A 17,476-nucleotide genomic window follows, 5' to 3' on the forward strand; every position below is an offset into this window, starting at 1 on the left:
TTCGTTTCGATCGCGATTACATGCAGGCTTTGCAACCTGCGGCGATGGACAGCGAGTTGCTTTGTTGGTTGCCCACACCCGCCGAGACGTTGGCTCCGCCGTTGCCGGAGAAGTTGTTCATCGAGTTGGTCATGTTGGCGTTGTTGACGACTGGAGTTTTCCAGCCATCTTTGGTCAGCACTTGTTGGGTGGTGACGCCAGCGAGGCCAAAAGTACCCACGGCTTCGAACTTGGCTTTCTGATCATCGTTGCCGCCATGGCCGCCGCCACGGTTGCCCCAACCGCCGTGGTTGTCGTCCTCGATGGTTGCAGTACCTTTGGCTTTGAATGTGCCAGCGGCTGCATAAGTGCCGGTAAGGGTGTCGGTTTTGTAAGCCTGCACGCCTTTGTTTTCCACGACCAGGCCAGTCGAGGACTGGTTGGCAGAGGCGGCAGCCTGCGCTACACGACCACCGGAAACGGCGATGGCGAGGTTGTTTTTCTGTTGGTTGAAGTTGCCCGAGCTCACGTTGATGCCGATGTTGCCGGAACCGTTGTTGCCTGCATTGTTGAGCGTGGCGTTGTTGAAGGTGGACGAGTTTTTAACGTAGTTGTTGTTGTTCACCTGAGTCGCGCTCGAGGCGGCAACAGCATTGCCGAAGATGAAACTTTCGTCAGCGGTGGCCAGCGCAGCAGCGTTGTCCTGCTGGTTGCCGTCGCCGGCGGCGACGTTGGCGCCCATGTTGCCGTTGGAGCCGTTGAGCGAGTCGCTGGCATTGGCGTTGTTCAGGGTGCCCTGGTTTTTCACCACGTTGCCGTCGCTGTTTTGTGCGTCGAGGACAGCGGCGCCGGCGCCAGCGGTGATCTGCAGCAGTTGTTCAAGATTCGGACCTTGTGGCTGGCCGTGACCGTTGCCGTGTCCATTGCCATGCCCGTTACCACGACCGTCGGCCTGTGCTGCCATTGCCATCACTGCTGCGAGTGCGAAAACCAGTGGTTTGAGAGCCATTGTAGGTTTCATGGTTGTTTCTCCGTCGTGCTTATTAGTTGGTTAAGTGTTGGGACTTTTCTAATTGCACTGCTTTTTGTTTGGGTCAGTCTGCGACCCGGATGCTCAGGGTGTTAGCCATTCGGTTCCCCACCCCGGCACTCTGGTTCACCTGGATTACCCCGCGGCTGCCGGTGAAGGCCTGATCACTGGTCGTGACCTGGCGACTGCCGATTGCGGTACCAGTTGCTCCTGAGCTCGGTAAAAACGCCACGTTCTGTTGCGAAAGGGCGCTGTCGTCAACGCTCTGCGGGCCGGCACTGATGCTGACGCGCGTAACGTTGGCCATTTGATTGTTGGCACCGGCGCCCTGGTTCACACCGAGGATGCCGTTGCCGTTGCTGAAAGAGTTGCCGCCGATATTGGCGCTCGCGTCGATGGCGCGGCTGGCGGGCGTGTCGATGGTCTGCCTGACGTTGGTGGTGGCATGGGCTTCGGTGCCGATGGCAATCGCCTTGGTGTTGGCTTGTTGCATCTGGTCACCGGCAGCCTGGTTGACATTGAAGTTGCCGCGATACTGCGCGCCGGAATCCTGAATATTGGCCTTGTTGACTGAAGCCGAATCGGCCATGGCGCTGGTGCAGCCGAGCAGGGCGAGAAGCAGCAGGGTGCGATTCATGTCATTGGCCTCCGGCCATGCGAGTCAGAGGCGCCAGGCCGGTGCTCATCGCCCGGTTGACCGTGTTTGAGATCGAGGCACCGGAACCGCCGCCGCTACCCGTGCGCATACCGGGCAGGCCGTTCTGGTTGGTCAGGGTGTTCATGCCGGGCAGGTTGGAACTGGGCGTGGTCATGTTGCCGCGAATCGATGAGCCGCTGGCGACACTGGCGAAATCACCGTCAGTCAGTTCGGTACTGCTGAGGGTCTGGTTGATCCGCGCCGAAGGGTTGGCGTTGACCGTGGTTGGATAGGGATCTTTGCCGCCGTTGCGGCCGATCGGAATTGGCTGAACGTCGCGGTTGAGGACGATCACTCCATTGCCTTCGGCCTGGGCGCTGACACTGATCAGTGCGCTGGCGGCTGATCCGATCAGCAGTAGGCAGGTCAGGCTTTTATTGAAATTCCCCACGGCTGCAATTCCTTCTTCAGTGGGCTGGGTTATTCAGCGTTGTGAAGGAGAGAGCGAAAGCTGTGCCGGTTTTGAATTGTCTCGTTATTTCAATGGGTTAGGTGTTTTCGAGGATTGCCCAGTGTGGGCACTGTTTCAGCGCTGAGACACATGCAGGGGTGCTTGAACGGTACTTGACGTCGGAAAGCTCTGGAACAAGGGTTTGCGCCGATGTGTTTCATCGGCGTAACAGGTGACGTGACGGAGTGATGAACAGCGTTTGGATGGGGGCTTGGCGCGGTTAGGAGTGTTTCAAAAACGGACAGTTTCGTCCCAAGGCGGCTCAGCTGGACAGCAGAAGCTCGACCGCCGCAAAGGCTTGCGCTTGGCGTTCGGCCCAATTGCCCTCGATAACTTGCAATGGCTGTTGATGCTCAATCAACCAGGCGCGCGTGGCTTCGAAAAATGCCATGCGATCCGAAAGATCCGGTTGGCAGCGCTGGCCGTCTTCGGCCCAGTCGACCTGTTGCGGCGATAGCAGCAGGTGCAGGTCGTAATGGCGCGTGAGCAATTCGCTTTGCAGCCAGTCCGGATAATCGCCGAACAGGGTCTGGCTCCAGAGGATGTTGCTCAGCAGATGGGTGTCGAGAATCAGCAGTTCGGGTTGTTTCGCCCGTGCCTGATCTTCCCATTGCAACTGGCCCCGGGCGATATCAGGGATATCCGCGAGGCAAGTGTCGCGCGGGTTGTCTTCGATGAACCGACGAACATATTCATCAACGCGCACGCCGCCGAAACGCTGCTCCAACCCTGCCGCCAGCCAACTCTTGCCGGTGGATTCCGGGCCGGTGAGAACAACGACTTTCATGTACGCAACGCCGGATCGGCACGCCATTCCCGCCAGCCTTGCACCGCGAGCAAGGTAAACAGCGCGTAGAGCGCGGCGGTCAGGTACAGGTCTTTGTAGATGAACAGGCCGACAAAGATCACATCGAGGACGAACCACAACGCCCAGCATTGCAGGCGTTTCTGCGCCATCCACAGTTGCGCGACCAGACTGAAACCAGTGAGCGCGGCATCGAGCCACGGCTGTGCGGCGTCGGTCCAGTGCGCCATCGCCGCGCCCAGCGACAGGCTGCCGATCGCCCCGACGCTGAGGCCTAGCAGAATCGAGCGTGCATCGAGGCGGGTAACCTGGCGACCGTCATGCATCGTCCCGGCGCGGGTCCATTGCCACCAGCCGTAGATCTGCAGCGCGGCGTAGATCACTTGCAGCAACATGTCCGAATACAGCTTCACCTCAAAGAAGATCCAGCTGTAGAGCAACACCATGACCAGCCCGATCGGCCAGCACCACGGATTCTGCTTGACCGTCAGCCACACGGCGATGACACCGAGGGCAGCGGCAAACAGTTCAAGCCCGGACATGGCGGATCCTTGGGGGAGTTGAGAAGGGGGCGGATTGTACTGCATTAGTCAGGTCAAAAGCCCCTCACCCTAACCCTCTCCCGGAGGGAGAGGGAACTGAGCGCGTTGTTTGGTCGAGGTACGCCGACCTGGAATATCGCGTCGAATGCAGATCATGAAAAGCGCAGTTATCTGCTCCCTCTCCTCGGGGAGAGGGCTGGGGTGAGGGGTGGGCTCACCTCGGTGACCGGTCAGACCCGAAACTGGCGCAGCAACCCATTGAGCTGTTCGCTCAGTTGCCCAAGCCGCAGGCTGGCTGCACTGGACTGCTCAGCCGCCAACGCAGTGCTATGGGAAAGCCCGGCCGCCTGGGTAACGTTCTGGTTGATGTCCTCAACCACATGGGCCTGTTGCAACGTCGCGCTGGCGATCGATGCATTCAGTCCGTTGAGATTACGCAACGCCTGGCCAATCGCATTAAGGCTCGCCCCGGCCAGTCCCGCCTGTTCAATGGTCAGTTGCGATGCCTTGCTGCTGTCGCCAATCACCTTCACCGCAGCCTCCGAGTGATTCTGCAGGCGCTCGATCATCGACTGAATTTCAGCGGTCGATTTCTGCGTACGCTGGGCCAGCAAGCGCACCTCATCGGCCACCACGGCGAACCCGCGACCCTGTTCACCCGCACGCGCCGCCTCGATCGCCGCGTTGAGTGCCAACAGATTAGTCTGCTCGGCTATCGAGCGAATCACCTCCAAAACGCTGCCAATCTGCGTGCTCTCCGCCGCCAGGGTGCGGATCACTTCCACCGCCTGATCGATCGTGCCGGAGAGCTTGTCGATCTGTTGCAGGCTGCCGTCAATGTTGATCTGACCCTGTTGCGCCTGCGCTTCGGCATCACGCATTTCCGCGGCGGCGTGTTCGGCGTTTTTCGCCACGTCCTGCACGCCGTAGGTGACTTCGTTGATCGCCGTGGCCACCAGTTCCATCTGCTGCGATTGCTGCTGACTGCGCTGCTGTGCCTGCGAGGCGTCATTGCCCAGCTCGCTGGAAGACTGGCCCAGAGCGCTGGCCGACACCTGCAGCTCACCAATCACCCGGCGCAGTTTGGCCGTAAAGGCATTGAAGTGATGGGCCAGTTCGGTGACTTCATCCTTGCCATGGGTATCGAGGCTGCGGGTCAAGTCGCTTTCGCCACTGGCGATGTTGGCCATGGCATTCACGGTTTCCTGTAGCGGGCGGACGATGCTGCGGGCGATCAGAATCACCAACAGCGCCATGATCAGCGCAATCGCCAGGCCGATCGCCGACGCCTTGATCATTTGTCCCTGAAATTCCGCCTGAACATCGTCGACGTAAACACCGGAACCGATTACCCAGCCCCACGGCTCAAAAAGCTTCACATACGAGGTCTTGGCGACAGGATCGGTCGCCCCCGGTTTCGGCCAGCGATAATTGACCATGCCCGCGCCTTTGGCCTTGGCAATGGCGACCATCTCGTTGAACACCGCAAAGCCGTCCGGATCGCGGATCGCCGAGAGGTTCTGGCCTTCGAGCTTGGGGTTGGTCGGGTGCATGACCATCACGGGCGTGAGGTCGTTGATCCAGAAGTAGTCGCTCTGGTCATAGCGCAGGCCACGGATCGCGGTCAGCGCCTGCTTTTGCGCCGCGTCCCTGGTCAGGGTGCCGGCGGTTTCCAGGCCGTGGTAATAAGTCAGCAGGCCACTGGCGGTCTGCACCACATGCTGGGTTTTCTGCGCCTTGGCGTGGTAGAGGTCGTCGTGGATCTGCTTGAGCATCAGCACGCCCAAGGTCAGCAACATGACCACCGCCACGATCAAGATGAGCCACAAGCGTCGGCTGATCGACACACTGCGCAAGCTGTTCATAACGCTGTCACTCCGGATTCTTGTTCTTGTAATAAACGATCGCCAGCATCCAGCCACCGCTGTGGGCTTGCGATTGCGCGACTTGAGCCGCCTAACGCGGGGAGCGCTATTAAGGCTTGTCTGTTAGGATTTCGGCCCCGCGCGCGAAAACCTGAATCCGGTTTTGATATTTCACGGAATTTTTACCGTTTCGTGTGGATCCTGTGCGCGCAATCGCTACAGCTTTTACCGGCTACGCTGGACGCAGTGAACGAAAAAATACTATCGGGGCATGCCGGCGCGCATCGCTCTCTGGGGGATTGATGGATCTTTGGACCGCCTTGCAGGCACTGATTCTAGGAGTTGTAGAAGGGCTGACGGAGTTTTTGCCCATTTCGAGTACCGGACACCAGATCATCGTCGCCGACTTGCTCAACTTCGGCGGCGAACGGGCCATGGCGTTCAACATCATCATCCAGCTCGGCGCGATCCTCGCCGTGGTCTGGGAGTTTCGCCGCAAGATCCTCGACGTGGTGATCGGCCTGCCGACCCAGCCGAGCGCCCGGAGTTTCACCGCCAACCTGCTGATCGCTTTTCTCCCGGCGGTGGTACTGGGGGTGATCTTTGCCGATCTGATTCACGAATACCTGTTCAACCCGATCACCGTGGCGGCGGCGCTGGTCATCGGCGGGATCATCATGCTGTGGGCCGAACAGCGTCAGCATGAAGTCCACGCCGAAACCGTCGACGAGATCCGCTGGACCGACGCGCTGAAAATCGGCTTCGCGCAGTGCCTGGCGATGATTCCGGGCACCTCGCGCTCCGGCTCGACGATCATTGGCGGCTTGCTGTTCGGCCTGTCGCGCAAGACAGCAACCGAGTTCTCGTTCTTCCTCGCCATGCCGACCATGGTCGGTGCGGCAGTGTATTCGGGTTACAAATACCGCGACCTGTTCGTGCCGGCGGATTTTCCGGTGTTCGCCATTGGTTTCGTCACGGCGTTCATCTTCGCCATGATCGCTGTGCGCGGCCTGCTCAAGTTCATTGGCAGCCACAGCTACGCAGCCTTTGCCTGGTACCGGATTGCCTTCGGCCTGTTCATTCTGGCGACCTGGCAGTTCGGCTGGGTGGACTGGTCGGCGGCCAAGGCATGAACGATTCCCGCACGCGCCGCCCTGAGGGGCGACCTTCAGGCGGGCGCGTTCAGCATCTGAAATTGAAGCTTGCGGTGTTGGTGATCATCTGCGCGCTGCCGCTGTTCGGCTCGCTGTCGATGTGGCTCAGCGGCATCTCGCGGGTGCCGTTGGCGGCGTATGGGATTGTCAGTGTGCTGGCGTTCTTTCTGTACTGGGCCGACAAACGCAAGGCCCGCACCGATGCCTGGCGCACCCCGGAAAACATCCTGCATGCGGTAGAACTGGCGGGCGGCTGGCCGGGAGCTTTGATCGCGCAGCAGGTATTCCGGCACAAAACGCGCAAGGTGTCGTTTCAGATTCTGTTCTGGGCGATCGTGCTGTTGCATCAGGTGTTCTGGATTGACCAGATTTTCCTCGGATCGAACTTGCTGTCGCTGATTTAACGTCCACCGAAAATCCCTGTGGGAGCGAGCCCGCTCGCGAAAGCAATCTCATCGTCGCTGATGAGTCGCCTGACAAACCGCCTTCGCGAGCAGGCTCGCTCCCACAGAGTCTGCGTGCTTACAAAAGCAGGCCGATTTGGGTTTTCTTAGGCAACTTGCTCACCACCAGTTGATGCGATCGCTGCAACAGTCCCCGCAATTCCTCGGCACCCAGCGGGTAGGGCGGGTGCATGATGATCCACTGCGCCCGCGCCAGATACGGCGCCGGATGAATGCCCGGGCGGTCGCAATGGCCGAGAAACAAGTCCTTGTCGACCTTGAACGCCAGCGAATCACCACGTAATCCCTGCAAAGCAAACATCTTGGTGCCGGCAATCGAGAACACCCGCACGCCGCCCCATTTGTAATCTTCCCGGGCGCCGGGCAGGGCCAGACAAAACTCGGCGACCTCGGCTTCGCTCATTCTTCCTTGTTTCATAGAAATCTATCCCCGCAGGCATTGAACGATTCGACCAGGTGATCAATCCATGCGCGCACCGCCGGCATTACCCCGCGCCGATGCGGATACACCGCTTGCAGCCAGCCGCCAGGCAATGACCATTGCGGTAGCACTTGCACTAGTGTGCCGTTACGCAATTCGGTTTCGCAGAACATCATCGGCAGCACGGTAAAGCCCTGACCGGCCAGGACGCAGGCCTTGCGCACCACGAAATCATCGATGCCCAGTCGCGCTTCCATACTGAGATCGACGCTTTTGCCCTGCTGATCGAGCAGACGCACATGCACCATGCGATCGGCTTCCAGCGCGCCGAGCACCGGCAGGGTTTTAAGGTCCTGCGGATGATTGATGGTCTTGCCTTGCATGAACGCCGGGCTGGCGATCACCACCGCCTGGGCCTGACGCAAGCGCCGGGTGACCAGCAACGGGTCTTCATCACCGTGATCGCGCACACGCAAAGCAACATCGATGCCTTCGGTGACCAGATCGACCCGGCGATTGAGCAGCACGACCTCCAGCTGCACCTGCGGAAACTTGCCGAGAAAGTCGCTGATCACCGTCGGCAGCATTTCATGGGCCAGACCGGTCGGGCATGACACCCGCAAGCGCCCGCGCGGTTCGCTGGACATGCTCGCAACCGCTTCGTCAGCCATCTCCGCTTCCAGCAACATCGCCTGACAGTGGCGCAAATAGCGTTCACCGACGGCAGTGAGATTGAGTTGGCGGGTGGTGCGTTGCAGCAGACGTGCGCCAAGGCGCTCTTCCAGTTCGGCAATTCTTCTTGAAAGCCGTGACTTGGGAATACCGAGCAGGCGCCCGGCGGCAGCGAATCCGCCGGCTTCGACCACTTTGGCGAAATAGTAGAGATCGTTAAGGTCCTGCATGCGCTTTCCCAGTCGTTCTATCAATGGGACGAACTATCGCATTGTCGGCGACTAATCAGCTATTGGTTTGTTGCGTAGGATTGTCTCCATTCCGTCGCCGCCGGCGATTCTTTCAGGAGAACCCACATGAAACTGTTGCACATCGATTCGAGCATTCTCGGCGACAACTCGGCTTCCCGTCAGTTGAGCCGTCAAGTCGTCGACGCCTGGCAAGCCGCCGAGCCGAGCGCCGTGGTCACCTACCGCGACCTGGCCGCCGACGCGATCAGCCACTTCTCGTCGACCACACTGGTTGCCGCCGGCACCACCGCCGAACTGCGCGACGCTGCGCAACAGCACGAAGCCGAGCTGAGCGCTTCGACCCTGGCCGAATTCATCGCTGCCGACGCCGTGGTGATTGCCGCGCCGATGTACAACTTCACCGTTCCAACCCAACTGAAAGCGTGGATCGACCGCGTCGCCGTCGCCGGCCAGACGTTCCGCTACACCGAAGCCGGCCCTGAAGGCCTCTGCGGCGGCAAGAAAGTGGTGATCGTGTCGACTTCCGGTGGCATTCATGCCGGTCAGGCCAGCGGCATCGCTCATGAAGAATATCTGAAGCTGGTACTGGGCTTCCTCGGCATCACCGATATCGAAATCGTCCGCGCTGAAGGTCTGGCCTATGGCGAAGAAGTGCGCAACAACGCCATGAGCGCTGCGCAAGCGAAGATCAGCGAGCAACTGTTCGCCGCCGCATAAGGCCTGCGTAAAGAACAGCTGATGTTCAGGTAATCCCCGAAAAACTCTGTATTCTGGTTCCGCAAGGGCCGAATACGGAGTTTTTTGTTTCTGCCTGTTACATAATCTGGCCCGGGTTATGCAGTTTCAGCACATCCGACGATGTGGTCCAAGAGGGTAGGGCATTCATGAGGCATCTTTGTGCACTGTTGCTGATTTGCCTGCTGGCCAGCCTGAATTCAGTGCAGGCCGCACCGGGGCGCCACCCTGTCTGGAGCGTCGGTTATCACGAGATGACCTTTCTCGACCCGCTCGATCTGCAACCGATGCGCGCCATCGCTTTTTATCCGTCCAGTGACCGCGAGCACATGAGTTTGCTTGAGGGTTACTCGGTCGAGGCCGGTGAAGACACCAAGGTCGCGATCGGCCGCTTTCCCATGTTGATGCTGTCCCACGGCAACACCGGTACGCCGTTGGCGCTGCATGACCTGGCGACTTCACTGGCGCGCAAAGGCTTTGTCGTGGTGGCGGTGATTCATCCCGGCGACAACTGGCGCGACCACAGCCGACTCGGCACGTTGAGCAATCTCTACGGCCGGCCAATCCAGATTTCCCAAGCGATCACCGCGACGCTCGGCGACAACATGCTGGCACCGTTCGTCAATGCTGATCAGGTTGGTGTGATCGGTTATTCGGCCGGTGGCGAGACCGCGTTGATTCTTTCCGGGGCGCAACCGGATCTGGATCGTCTGCGCCGCTATTGTCAGGAACGCCCGGACGATCACGACGCCTGCAACACCCAGGGTGAGTTGATTGTCGATCGCGATGACTTGCAGCCGGTGGCCGATCCACGGGTTCACGCTTTATTGCTCATGGCGCCGCTGAGCCTGAAGTTCGGCCGTCATACCCTCGCCGATGTGCACGTACCGGTGCTGCTCTACAGCGGCGACGGCGACAAACTGGTGGCCTTCGATAAAAACGCTGCGGCCCTGGCGCGCAAACTGCCCACCGCGCCGGACTTCAAACTGCTGGCCGGGGCAGGGCACTTCGTGTTCATGGCGCCCTGCACCGAAGAGCAGATCCGCGCCATGCCGGCATTGTGCACCGATGCCGACGGTGTGGATCGCGAGGATATTCACCGCAACCTGATCTCCGAGGCCGGACGGTTTTTTGCCCATGCGCTGGGCAGATCGACACGGGCGGGGATGCAGACGGCGGATCAATAACTTCATCACCGCCACCAATTCCTGTAGGAGCTGACGAGTGCAACGAGGCTGCGATCTCTTGATCTTCAAAGCAAAATCAAAAGATCGCAGCTTCGTTGCACTCATCAGCTCCTACAAGGGGATCGGTGTTTCATGAGGTCGCGCGACGCTTGAGCAGCAGGGTCAAGCCCAACCCGGTCACCGACAACAATGCCGCGCTGAAGAAGATCCACGAATAGCCCATATTCAATGCCACGGCGCCCATCAATGGCCCGGCAATCGCCAGTGCCAGATCGAAGAACACCGCATAAGCTCCCAGCCCCGATCCGCGACTGGAACTCGGCACCTGTTTGATCGCCTCAACGCCCAGCGCCGGATACACCAGTGACAGCCCAAACCCCGCCAGCCCTGCGCCAATCAACGCATACGCAGTGGAGGGCGCCAGCCACAACATCACCAGGCCGACAGTTTCAACCGACATGCAAACGATGGCCGAGGCAAACCCGCCAAACCGGGCAATCGCCGAGATGAACAACAGCCGCGACAGAATGAAACACACGCCAAACACGGTCAGGCAGTACGCCGCGCCGGTCCAGCCTCGGTTGAGATAATAAAGGGTGATGAAGGTGGTCAGCGTGCCGTAGCCGATCGAGGCCAGCGTCAGGCTGGTGCCGTACGGCGCAATCTTGCCGAACACCGCCCAGAACGACAGGCGCTCACCACGAATCACCGGCACCGAAGGCTTGTTGCGGATCAACCACAGCGCACCTGCCGCCAACGCCGACAGCGCGAGGCCAAGGCTGACAAAACCATATTCGGCAACCATCACCACGCCTAGCGGCGCACCAATGGCGATCGCGCCGTAAGAGGCGATGCCGTTCCAGCCGATGGATTTCGCGGTGTGCTCGACACCGACCTGGCCCATGCACCAACTGATGGTGCCGACGCCGATCAGGCCTTGGGCGATACCGAGCAACAAGCGCCCGGCAATCAGGATCAACAGGCTGGTCAGCGGAAAACTTTGCAGCAAGGTCGACAGCAACGTCAGCGCGCCACTGAGGACAATCCCCCACAAGCCATAAATGATCGCCCGCTTGGTGCCGAGGGTATCCGACATGCGGCCGGCCATTGGCCGGCTGAGCAGGGTGGCCAGATACTGCGAACCGATCACCAGACCGGCAATGATCGCGCTGAAACCCAGTTGCTCATGGACGTAACCGGGCAATACCGCAATCGGCAAACCGATACAGAGAAAGGCAATGAAAGTGTAGAAAACGATGGAGACGATCTGCAGGGTGATCGCCAGGGAGCTTTGCGGTGGCAGTGGCTGCGCAGACATGAGCACTCGTTCGCGGGCGGCGGTGGGAGAGTTGCCGACATCATGGCGCGGGGCCGGGATAAAAGAAAGCAGGCTAACTACTTTCCCTTGGGATTGATGGAGCTGCTGAGGGCCCCTTCGCGAGCAGGCTCGCTCCCACATTTGAAATGCATTCCCCTGTGGGAGCGAGCCTGCTCGCGAATATCTGCGCACCCACAATTCCCAAGCGCCAAATGCAAAAAGCCCCGTCACACGGACAGGGCTTTTAACTTGCAGCTTGCAGCTTGAAACTAAAAGCTGCCCTTAGAAAACAACGCCCTGGCTACGCAGGTAGTCGTCATAAGTGCCGCTGAAGTCGGTCACGCCGTTCGGGCTCAGCTCGATGATGCGCGTGGCTAGGGACGATACGAACTCACGGTCGTGGCTGACGAAGATCAGCGTGCCCGGGTAGTTTTCCAGCGCCAGGTTCAGCGCCTCGATCGATTCCATGTCCAAGTGGTTGGTCGGTTCGTCCATGATCAGCACGTTCGGCTTTTGCAGGATCAGCTTGCCGAACAGCATGCGACCTTGCTCACCACCGGAGATAACCTTTACCGACTTGAGGATCTCGTCGTTGGAGAACAGCATGCGGCCCAAAGTACCGCGAATCATCTGCTCGCCCTGGGTCCACTGACCCATCCAATCGAACAGGGTAACGTCGTCTTCGAAGTCGTGAGCGTGATCCTGAGCGTAGTAGCCCAGCTCAGCGGCGTCGGTCCATTTCACGCTACCGGCGTCCGGGGTCAGTTCGTTGACCAGGGTGCGCAGCAGGGTGGTCTTGCCGATACCGTTCGGGCCGATGATCGCGACGCGCTCGCCGGCTTCAACCTGGAAGCTGAAGTCCTTGAACAGTGGCTTGCCATCGAAACCCTTGGCCATTTTCTCGACCATGACCGCCTGACGGTGCAGCTTCTTGTTCTGCTCGAAACGAATGAACGGGCTGACGCGGCTGGAAGGCTTGACCTCGGCCAGCTGGATCTTGTCGATCGCTTTGGCGCGGGAGGTGGCCTGCTTGGCTTTCGAGGCGTTGGCCGAGAAGCGGCTGACGAACGATTGCAGTTCGGAAATCTGCGCTTTCTTCTTGGCGTTGTCCGACAGCAACTGCTCGCGGGACTGGGTCGCCACCGTCATGTATTCGTCGTAGTTGCCCGGGAACAGGCGCAGCTCGCCGTAATCCAGGTCAGCCATGTGCGTGCACACGCTGTTCAGGAAGTGACGGTCGTGGGAGATGATGATCATCAGGCTGTTACGCTGGGTCAGGATGTTTTCCAGCCAGCGAATGGTGTTGATGTCCAGGTGGTTGGTCGGTTCGTCGAGCAACAGCACTTCCGGATCGGAGAACAGTGCCTGCGCCAGCAACACGCGCAGCTTCCAGCCTGGCGAGACTTCGCTCATCGGGCCGAAATGCTGTTCCAGCGGAATGCCTAGGCCCAGCAACAATTCGCCGGCGCGGGATTCGGCGGTGTAACCGTCCATCTCGGCGAACTCGGTTTCCAGTTCGGCGACGGCCATGCCGTCTTCTTCGGACATTTCAGCCAGCGAATAGATGCGATCGCGCTCGGCCTTGACCTTCCACAGCTCTTCGTGACCCATGATCACGGTGTCGATCACGGTGAATTCTTCGTAGGCGAACTGATCCTGGCGCAGCTTACCCAGACGCACGTTCGGTTCGAGCATGACCTGGCCACCGGACGGATCAAGGTCGCCGCCGAGGATTTTCATGAAGGTCGACTTGCCGCAACCGTTGGCACCGATCAGGCCGTAGCGATTGCCTGCGCCGAATTTGACCGAAACGTTTTCGAACAGCGGCTTGGCGCCAAACTGCATCGTGATGTTAGCTGTGGAGATCAATTACCTTACCTATCAATGGGTTAGAGCTGGTCTGTGGTGCCTGGTACAAACTTGAGTACCAATCTGGAGCTTTTCCAGCTCCCCCCAGTCTGTGCTTGAGTTGAGCCAACGCGCATAAGCCGTCCGCAACTGGGGCCGTTGAAGGCAAGCTGCTGAGCGACGAGTGCGGGGTTCTTGTTGGACATTGGCGCGCATTGTCGCATAACTCAGACGGCAGTTATATGGCAGGCAAATGGACGTACGCATCGGCTCGTCCGAGAAGCGATCGATATCCGCTGATCAAAATCTCGAAAACCCGAATGAACTCACTCGACCATTTTCACTTCGGAAAGTGGAGCAGTAGCCATTTTCGTTCAAACGAGTGAGGACCAAGCCATGCGAGCAATGACCTATCACGGCGCCCATGACGTGCGCGTCGAAACCGTACCGGACCCGAAACTTGAAGCCGCCGACGACATCATCCTGCGCGTCACCGCTACCGCCATCTGCGGTTCGGACCTGCACCTGTACCGAGGCAAAATACCCACCGTCGAGCACGGCGATATCTTTGGCCATGAGTTCATGGGCATCGTCGAAGAAACCGGGCCAGCCGTTACGGCGGTGCAGCGCGGCGACCGTGTGGTGATTCCGTTCGTGATCGCCTGTGGCGATTGCTTCTTCTGCCAGCAAGAGCTTTACGCCGCCTGCGAGACCACCAATGAGGGCCCTGGCGCGGCGCTGAACAAGAAAATGATTCCGCCGCCAGCAGCGCTGTTCGGCTACAGCCGTCTGTATGGCGGAATTCCCGGTGGCCAGGCGGAACTGGTGCGCGTGCCGAAAGCCAATACCGGGCCGTTCAAGGTGCCGGGCACGCTGTCGGACGAGAAAGTGCTGTTTCTGTCTGACATCCTACCGACTGCCTGGCAAGCCGTGATCAACGCCGGCGTCAAACAGGGTTCGAGTCTGGCCATTTACGGCGCCGGCCCGGTCGGGTTGCTCACCGCAGCCTGCGCGAGAATGCTCGGTGCTGAGCTGATCTTCATGGTCGACCATCACCAGTACCGCCTCGATTATGCCCAGCGCACCTACGGCGTGATTCCGATCAACTTCGATCAAGACGATGACCCGGCCGACACCATTACCGGCCAGACTCCCGGCCATCGCGGCGTCGATGCCGTGGTCGATGCCGTGGGCCTTGAAGCCAAGGGCAGCACCACCGAAACGGTGATGGCTACACTCAAGCTTGAAGGCAGCAGCGGCAAGGCCTTGCGCCAGTGCATCGCCGCTGTACGCCGTGGCGGCGTGGTCAGCGTTCCGGGGGTGTATGCCGGGTTTATCCATGGCTTTATGTTCGGCGACGCTTTTGACAAGGGCCTGACCTTCAAAATGGGCCAGACTCACGTACAGCGTTTTCTGCCGGAGCTGCTTGGCTACATTGAAACCGGCAAGTTGCAGCCCGAAGCGATCATCACTCACAGGCTGTCGTTGGAGCAGGCTGCCGAGGGTTACAAGATCTTCAATAAAAAGCAGGAAGAATGCCGCAAGGTGATTCTGACCCCGGGTGGCAGCGATGTTCCGCTGGCGCAGTTGGATGAAACCACGCCGTTCGCACCGGCCACCTGAAACCGAGGAGTTTTCATGGCGCTACCGTCATCTTCATTCGCAGCTCCCGTACGCGCATGGTTCGTGAACCTTTCGCGTACGGGCTGGGGAGGGCGCATTTTCTGGCTGACCCTGGTCGGTGTAACCGTGTTGCTGTTGATCAGTGGCTACACCGGTTTGGTCAGCACGGGCCGCGACACCTTGCGCCTCGCCACACTTGGCGGGCTGTCGGGTTTTGCCGCCACGGCAGTCGGTGCGTTATTGGCCCTGGCGTTGCGGGCGATTACTTCGCGAACCCAGGACACCATGCTCGGTTTCGCGGCGGGGATGATGCTGGCAGCCAGTTCCTTTTCATTGATCCTGCCGGGCATTGCGGCGGCGAAGGAGGCGGTGAGCAGTCCCATGCTCGCCGCTGCCGTCGTTGTGGCCGGCATGGCCTTGGGCGTGGCGTTGATGGTCGGCCTCGACCGTTTCGTTCCTCACGAACATGAAAAAAGCGGCCGGCGCGGCCCGGAAGCCAAGCGCTTCAATCGGGTCTGGCTGTTCGTGCTGGCGATCACCCTGCACAACCTGCCGGAAGGCATGGCGATCGGCGTCAGCTTCGCCACCGGCGACATGAAAATCGGCTTGCCGCTGACCACTGCGATCGCCATTCAGGACATTCCAGAAGGACTGGCCGTGGCGTTGGCGCTGCGCGTGACCGGCATTTCCGCAGTACGTGCAGCGTTGATTGCCGCTGCGTCAGGATTGATGGAACCGTTGGGCGCGATTATCGGATTGGGCATCACTAACAGCTTTGCGCTGGGCTTCCCGGTGGCGATGGGCCTGGCCGCCGGTGCGATGATCTTCGTGGTGTCCCACGAGGTCATTCCGGAAACTCACCGCAACGGCCACGAAACACCGGCCACGCTCGGACTGATGCTCGGCTTTGGCGTGATGATGTTTCTCGACACGGCTTTGGGTTAGCCACCCGACGCACACCACTGAGCGCATCGCCCCGCACAAAAAAGGAATTTTTTTCAGCGCCAATCACTCTTTCGTTTATAGGCAATGCCAATAACGCAGGGGAATGAGTCATGTCGCTGATCGAAATCCCGACCAGGAAGTCTTCGGGTAAAACATCCATGCCGGCGGATACCGAGCGCCGGCTCTATGACCGATTGCTGGCGGAAGACTCCACGGTCGATCGCGCGGCACTGGACTTCCTGCGCCGGCAACTGAGCAAGGCGGCTGCGCTGTCTGACGATTTGCCGGCCAGCGCCGAAGAACTGCTGCAATGGTCGGAAACCCGCTGCGCCAGCGTGGCGGCCGAGTACGCCGATTACCTCGAGCAACGTCAGCAGGGCGCGCCGCGCCGCTATTTCCGCAACAAATCCCACGCGTTGTATTTCATTTTGCATGTGGCACCGACCAAAGAGGTCGATGGCGCCTGGCTGGCCGGGTTACTGCCGCAGTGGCAGGACCCGCGTTTCGACGATTTACTCGATACCTATCTGGAAGAGCTGGGCGAGGGCGTGCCACGGCAGAATCATGTGGTGATCTATCGCAAGCTGCTCGCCGAGCATGACTGCTCCGATCTGAGCGGTCTTGCCGACGAGTATTTTCTGCAAGGCGCGGTGCAGTTGGCGCTGGGACGTTTCGGCGGGCAGTTTTTGCCTGAAGTTATCGGTTTCAATCTCGGCTACGAACAACTGCCTCTGCATCTGCTGATCAGTGCTTATGAATTGGCAGAGCTGGGCATCGATCCGCACTATTTTCGCCTGCATGTGACCATCGACAACGCCAGCACCGGCCACGCGCGCAAGGCTGTGCAATCAATGCTCGAACTGATGCCGCTGGGCGAAGAGCGCGATGAGTTCTATCGGCGCATGGCCGTCGGTTATCGCCTCAATGACATTGGCAAGGGCACAACCGCCGTGATTACAGAGTTCGATCTGGACCATGAAGTCATCGCCATGCTTGAGCGCAAGGCTGTGTTTGGCCGTCACATGCATTCCGATTACTGCCGCATCGAAAACCGCACCATCAATCAATGGCTGGCCACGCCGGGGCAAATGGGCGAGTTTCTTTCGGCGCTGGAGCGCAAGAGCTGGATCAAGCGCGGCGAGGCGGTGGAAGAAAGTCGTTTCTGGCGGTTGATTGACGGCAGCGACGCGGCGATGTTCGGTGTGTTCAACGGCTATGAAAAACAGCTGCTGCGCGACTGGATCACTCAGGATTGCCCTGCATCCCGGCCTCGGCCTTATGTGCGCCGCGAAGCTGCGGTAGAGGAAACCTTTGACGATGATGCCGATCTGCTCAATCTGGAAGCGGCACTGGCTGACAAACCTGCCGCCGAGCAAATGGCGTTGTTGATGCCTTGGCTGCAACCGCAGCGACACTGGCGCCCGGCCGGACTTTTCGCGACGCGTCGCTTCATCCAATTGCGCGCCCGCTTGCGTTGAAACAAGGAGGC

The 17,476-nt window shown here is 59.6% G+C and carries 17 protein-coding genes; 7 read left to right on the plus strand and 10 right to left on the minus strand.

What is annotated here, in order from left to right; all coding sequences use genetic code 11:
• Positions 1 to 16: 16 nt before the first annotated feature.
• The 6 genes from AC0IXA_RS01250 to AC0IXA_RS01275 form a co-directional block, all read right to left on the minus strand.
• The gene (locus AC0IXA_RS01250) at positions 17 to 1,000 is read right to left on the minus strand and encodes a heme utilization protein (RefSeq protein WP_341637572.1); all 984 of its coding nucleotides are present in this window, start codon (positions 998 to 1,000) and stop codon (positions 17 to 19) included.
• Positions 1,001 to 1,073: 73 nt separating this feature from the next.
• Entirely contained in the window at positions 1,074 to 1,646 is a 573-nt protein-coding gene (locus AC0IXA_RS01255; RefSeq protein ID WP_073474513.1) for an adhesin, read from the minus strand.
• A 1-nt stretch (position 1,647) separates the two neighbouring features.
• A complete protein-coding gene (locus AC0IXA_RS01260; RefSeq protein WP_024012918.1) occupies positions 1,648 to 2,097 on the minus strand; it encodes a hypothetical protein in 450 nt (149 codons plus the stop codon).
• Positions 2,098 to 2,419: 322 nt separating this feature from the next.
• Positions 2,420 to 2,944: an AAA family ATPase gene (locus AC0IXA_RS01265; RefSeq protein WP_471811248.1), complete on the minus strand. Its 525-nt coding sequence runs from the start codon at positions 2,942 to 2,944 to the stop codon at positions 2,420 to 2,422.
• Positions 2,941 to 3,504, minus strand: coding sequence for a nicotinamide riboside transporter PnuC (gene pnuC, locus AC0IXA_RS01270; RefSeq protein ID WP_471811250.1), 564 nt, complete (start codon positions 3,502 to 3,504; stop codon positions 2,941 to 2,943). The genes AC0IXA_RS01265 and pnuC overlap by 4 nt, the downstream gene beginning before the upstream one ends.
• A gap of 230 nt (positions 3,505 to 3,734) precedes the next feature.
• Positions 3,735 to 5,369, minus strand: a complete 1,635-nt coding sequence (locus tag AC0IXA_RS01275) for a methyl-accepting chemotaxis protein (protein ID WP_471811252.1) — start codon at positions 5,367 to 5,369, stop codon at positions 3,735 to 3,737.
• Between the two features lie 302 nt (positions 5,370 to 5,671).
• Here AC0IXA_RS01275 and AC0IXA_RS01280 point away from each other — a divergent pair, with 302 nt between their 5' ends.
• On the plus strand, positions 5,672 to 6,502 hold the full coding sequence (locus AC0IXA_RS01280; protein ID WP_471811254.1) for an undecaprenyl-diphosphate phosphatase: 831 nt from the start codon (positions 5,672 to 5,674) through the stop codon (positions 6,500 to 6,502).
• Positions 6,499 to 6,927, plus strand: coding sequence for a DUF1294 domain-containing protein (locus AC0IXA_RS01285; RefSeq protein ID WP_217863418.1), 429 nt, complete (start codon positions 6,499 to 6,501; stop codon positions 6,925 to 6,927). The genes AC0IXA_RS01280 and AC0IXA_RS01285 overlap by 4 nt, the downstream gene beginning before the upstream one ends.
• A gap of 118 nt (positions 6,928 to 7,045) precedes the next feature.
• On the opposite strand, the gene AC0IXA_RS01290 is transcribed toward AC0IXA_RS01285, so the two are convergent.
• Together AC0IXA_RS01290 and AC0IXA_RS01295 are read right to left on the minus strand one after the other, a co-directional pair.
• Positions 7,046 to 7,405 carry an MmcQ/YjbR family DNA-binding protein gene (locus AC0IXA_RS01290; protein WP_471811256.1) on the minus strand — a complete coding sequence of 120 codons (360 nt, stop codon included), beginning with the start codon at positions 7,403 to 7,405 and terminating at the stop codon, positions 7,046 to 7,048.
• Complete coding sequence (locus AC0IXA_RS01295; protein WP_122507325.1) at positions 7,402 to 8,310, minus strand: LysR substrate-binding domain-containing protein; 909 nt, start codon at positions 8,308 to 8,310, stop codon at positions 7,402 to 7,404. The genes AC0IXA_RS01290 and AC0IXA_RS01295 overlap by 4 nt, the downstream gene beginning before the upstream one ends.
• Positions 8,311 to 8,436: 126 nt before the next feature.
• Between AC0IXA_RS01295 and AC0IXA_RS01300 the strand changes: the two genes are divergently transcribed.
• Together AC0IXA_RS01300 and AC0IXA_RS01305 are read left to right on the plus strand one after the other, a co-directional pair.
• Complete coding sequence (locus AC0IXA_RS01300; protein WP_016774691.1) at positions 8,437 to 9,048, plus strand: FMN-dependent NADH-azoreductase; 612 nt, start codon at positions 8,437 to 8,439, stop codon at positions 9,046 to 9,048.
• Positions 9,049 to 9,215: 167 nt separating this feature from the next.
• Positions 9,216 to 10,253, plus strand: a complete 1,038-nt coding sequence (locus AC0IXA_RS01305) for an alpha/beta hydrolase family protein (protein ID WP_341637566.1) — start codon at positions 9,216 to 9,218, stop codon at positions 10,251 to 10,253.
• A gap of 130 nt (positions 10,254 to 10,383) precedes the next feature.
• On the opposite strand, the gene AC0IXA_RS01310 is transcribed toward AC0IXA_RS01305, so the two are convergent.
• A complete protein-coding gene (locus tag AC0IXA_RS01310) occupies positions 10,384 to 11,571 on the minus strand; it encodes an MFS transporter (RefSeq protein WP_471811258.1) in 1,188 nt (395 codons plus the stop codon).
• A 282-nt stretch (positions 11,572 to 11,853) separates the two neighbouring features.
• Positions 11,854 to 13,440, minus strand: a complete 1,587-nt coding sequence (locus tag AC0IXA_RS01315) for an ABC-F family ATPase (RefSeq protein WP_016774693.1) — start codon at positions 13,438 to 13,440, stop codon at positions 11,854 to 11,856.
• A 375-nt stretch (positions 13,441 to 13,815) separates the two neighbouring features.
• Between AC0IXA_RS01315 and AC0IXA_RS01320 the strand changes: the two genes are divergently transcribed.
• From AC0IXA_RS01320 to AC0IXA_RS01330, 3 genes are all read left to right on the plus strand, one after another.
• The gene (locus tag AC0IXA_RS01320) at positions 13,816 to 15,042 is read left to right on the plus strand and encodes a zinc-dependent alcohol dehydrogenase (RefSeq protein WP_471811260.1); all 1,227 of its coding nucleotides are present in this window, start codon (positions 13,816 to 13,818) and stop codon (positions 15,040 to 15,042) included.
• Between the two features lie 15 nt (positions 15,043 to 15,057).
• Positions 15,058 to 15,987: a ZIP family metal transporter gene (locus AC0IXA_RS01325; protein WP_122698304.1), complete on the plus strand. Its 930-nt coding sequence runs from the start codon at positions 15,058 to 15,060 to the stop codon at positions 15,985 to 15,987.
• 110 nt (positions 15,988 to 16,097) lie between these two features.
• The gene (locus AC0IXA_RS01330) at positions 16,098 to 17,465 is read left to right on the plus strand and encodes an iron-containing redox enzyme family protein (protein WP_471811262.1); all 1,368 of its coding nucleotides are present in this window, start codon (positions 16,098 to 16,100) and stop codon (positions 17,463 to 17,465) included.
• The last annotated feature ends 11 nt before the right edge of the window (positions 17,466 to 17,476 follow it).

The sequence above is a fragment of the Pseudomonas sp. AC083 genome, assembly GCF_979253165.1.

Bases quoted from the DNA above. Each gene is read 5' to 3' on its own strand.
- AC0IXA_RS01250 (WP_341637572.1), bottom strand. From the start codon at position 1,000: ATGAAACCTACAATGGCTCTCAAACCACTGGTTTTCGCACTCGCAGCA.
- AC0IXA_RS01255 (WP_073474513.1), bottom strand. From the start codon at position 1,646: ATGAATCGCACCCTGCTGCTTCTCGCCCTGCTCGGCTGCACCAGCGCC.
- AC0IXA_RS01265 (WP_471811248.1), bottom strand. From the start codon at position 2,944: ATGAAAGTCGTTGTTCTCACCGGCCCGGAATCCACCGGCAAGAGTTGG.
- pnuC (WP_471811250.1), bottom strand. From the start codon at position 3,504: ATGTCCGGGCTTGAACTGTTTGCCGCTGCCCTCGGTGTCATCGCCGTG.
- AC0IXA_RS01275 (WP_471811252.1), bottom strand. From the start codon at position 5,369: ATGAACAGCTTGCGCAGTGTGTCGATCAGCCGACGCTTGTGGCTCATC.
- AC0IXA_RS01280 (WP_471811254.1), top strand. From the start codon at position 5,672: ATGGATCTTTGGACCGCCTTGCAGGCACTGATTCTAGGAGTTGTAGAA.
- AC0IXA_RS01285 (WP_217863418.1), top strand. From the start codon at position 6,499: ATGAACGATTCCCGCACGCGCCGCCCTGAGGGGCGACCTTCAGGCGGG.
- AC0IXA_RS01290 (WP_471811256.1), bottom strand. From the start codon at position 7,405: ATGAAACAAGGAAGAATGAGCGAAGCCGAGGTCGCCGAGTTTTGTCTG.
- AC0IXA_RS01295 (WP_122507325.1), bottom strand. From the start codon at position 8,310: ATGCAGGACCTTAACGATCTCTACTATTTCGCCAAAGTGGTCGAAGCC.
- AC0IXA_RS01300 (WP_016774691.1), top strand. From the start codon at position 8,437: ATGAAACTGTTGCACATCGATTCGAGCATTCTCGGCGACAACTCGGCT.
- AC0IXA_RS01305 (WP_341637566.1), top strand. From the start codon at position 9,216: ATGAGGCATCTTTGTGCACTGTTGCTGATTTGCCTGCTGGCCAGCCTG.
- AC0IXA_RS01310 (WP_471811258.1), bottom strand. From the start codon at position 11,571: ATGTCTGCGCAGCCACTGCCACCGCAAAGCTCCCTGGCGATCACCCTG.
- AC0IXA_RS01320 (WP_471811260.1), top strand. From the start codon at position 13,816: ATGCGAGCAATGACCTATCACGGCGCCCATGACGTGCGCGTCGAAACC.
- AC0IXA_RS01325 (WP_122698304.1), top strand. From the start codon at position 15,058: ATGGCGCTACCGTCATCTTCATTCGCAGCTCCCGTACGCGCATGGTTC.
- AC0IXA_RS01330 (WP_471811262.1), top strand. From the start codon at position 16,098: ATGTCGCTGATCGAAATCCCGACCAGGAAGTCTTCGGGTAAAACATCC.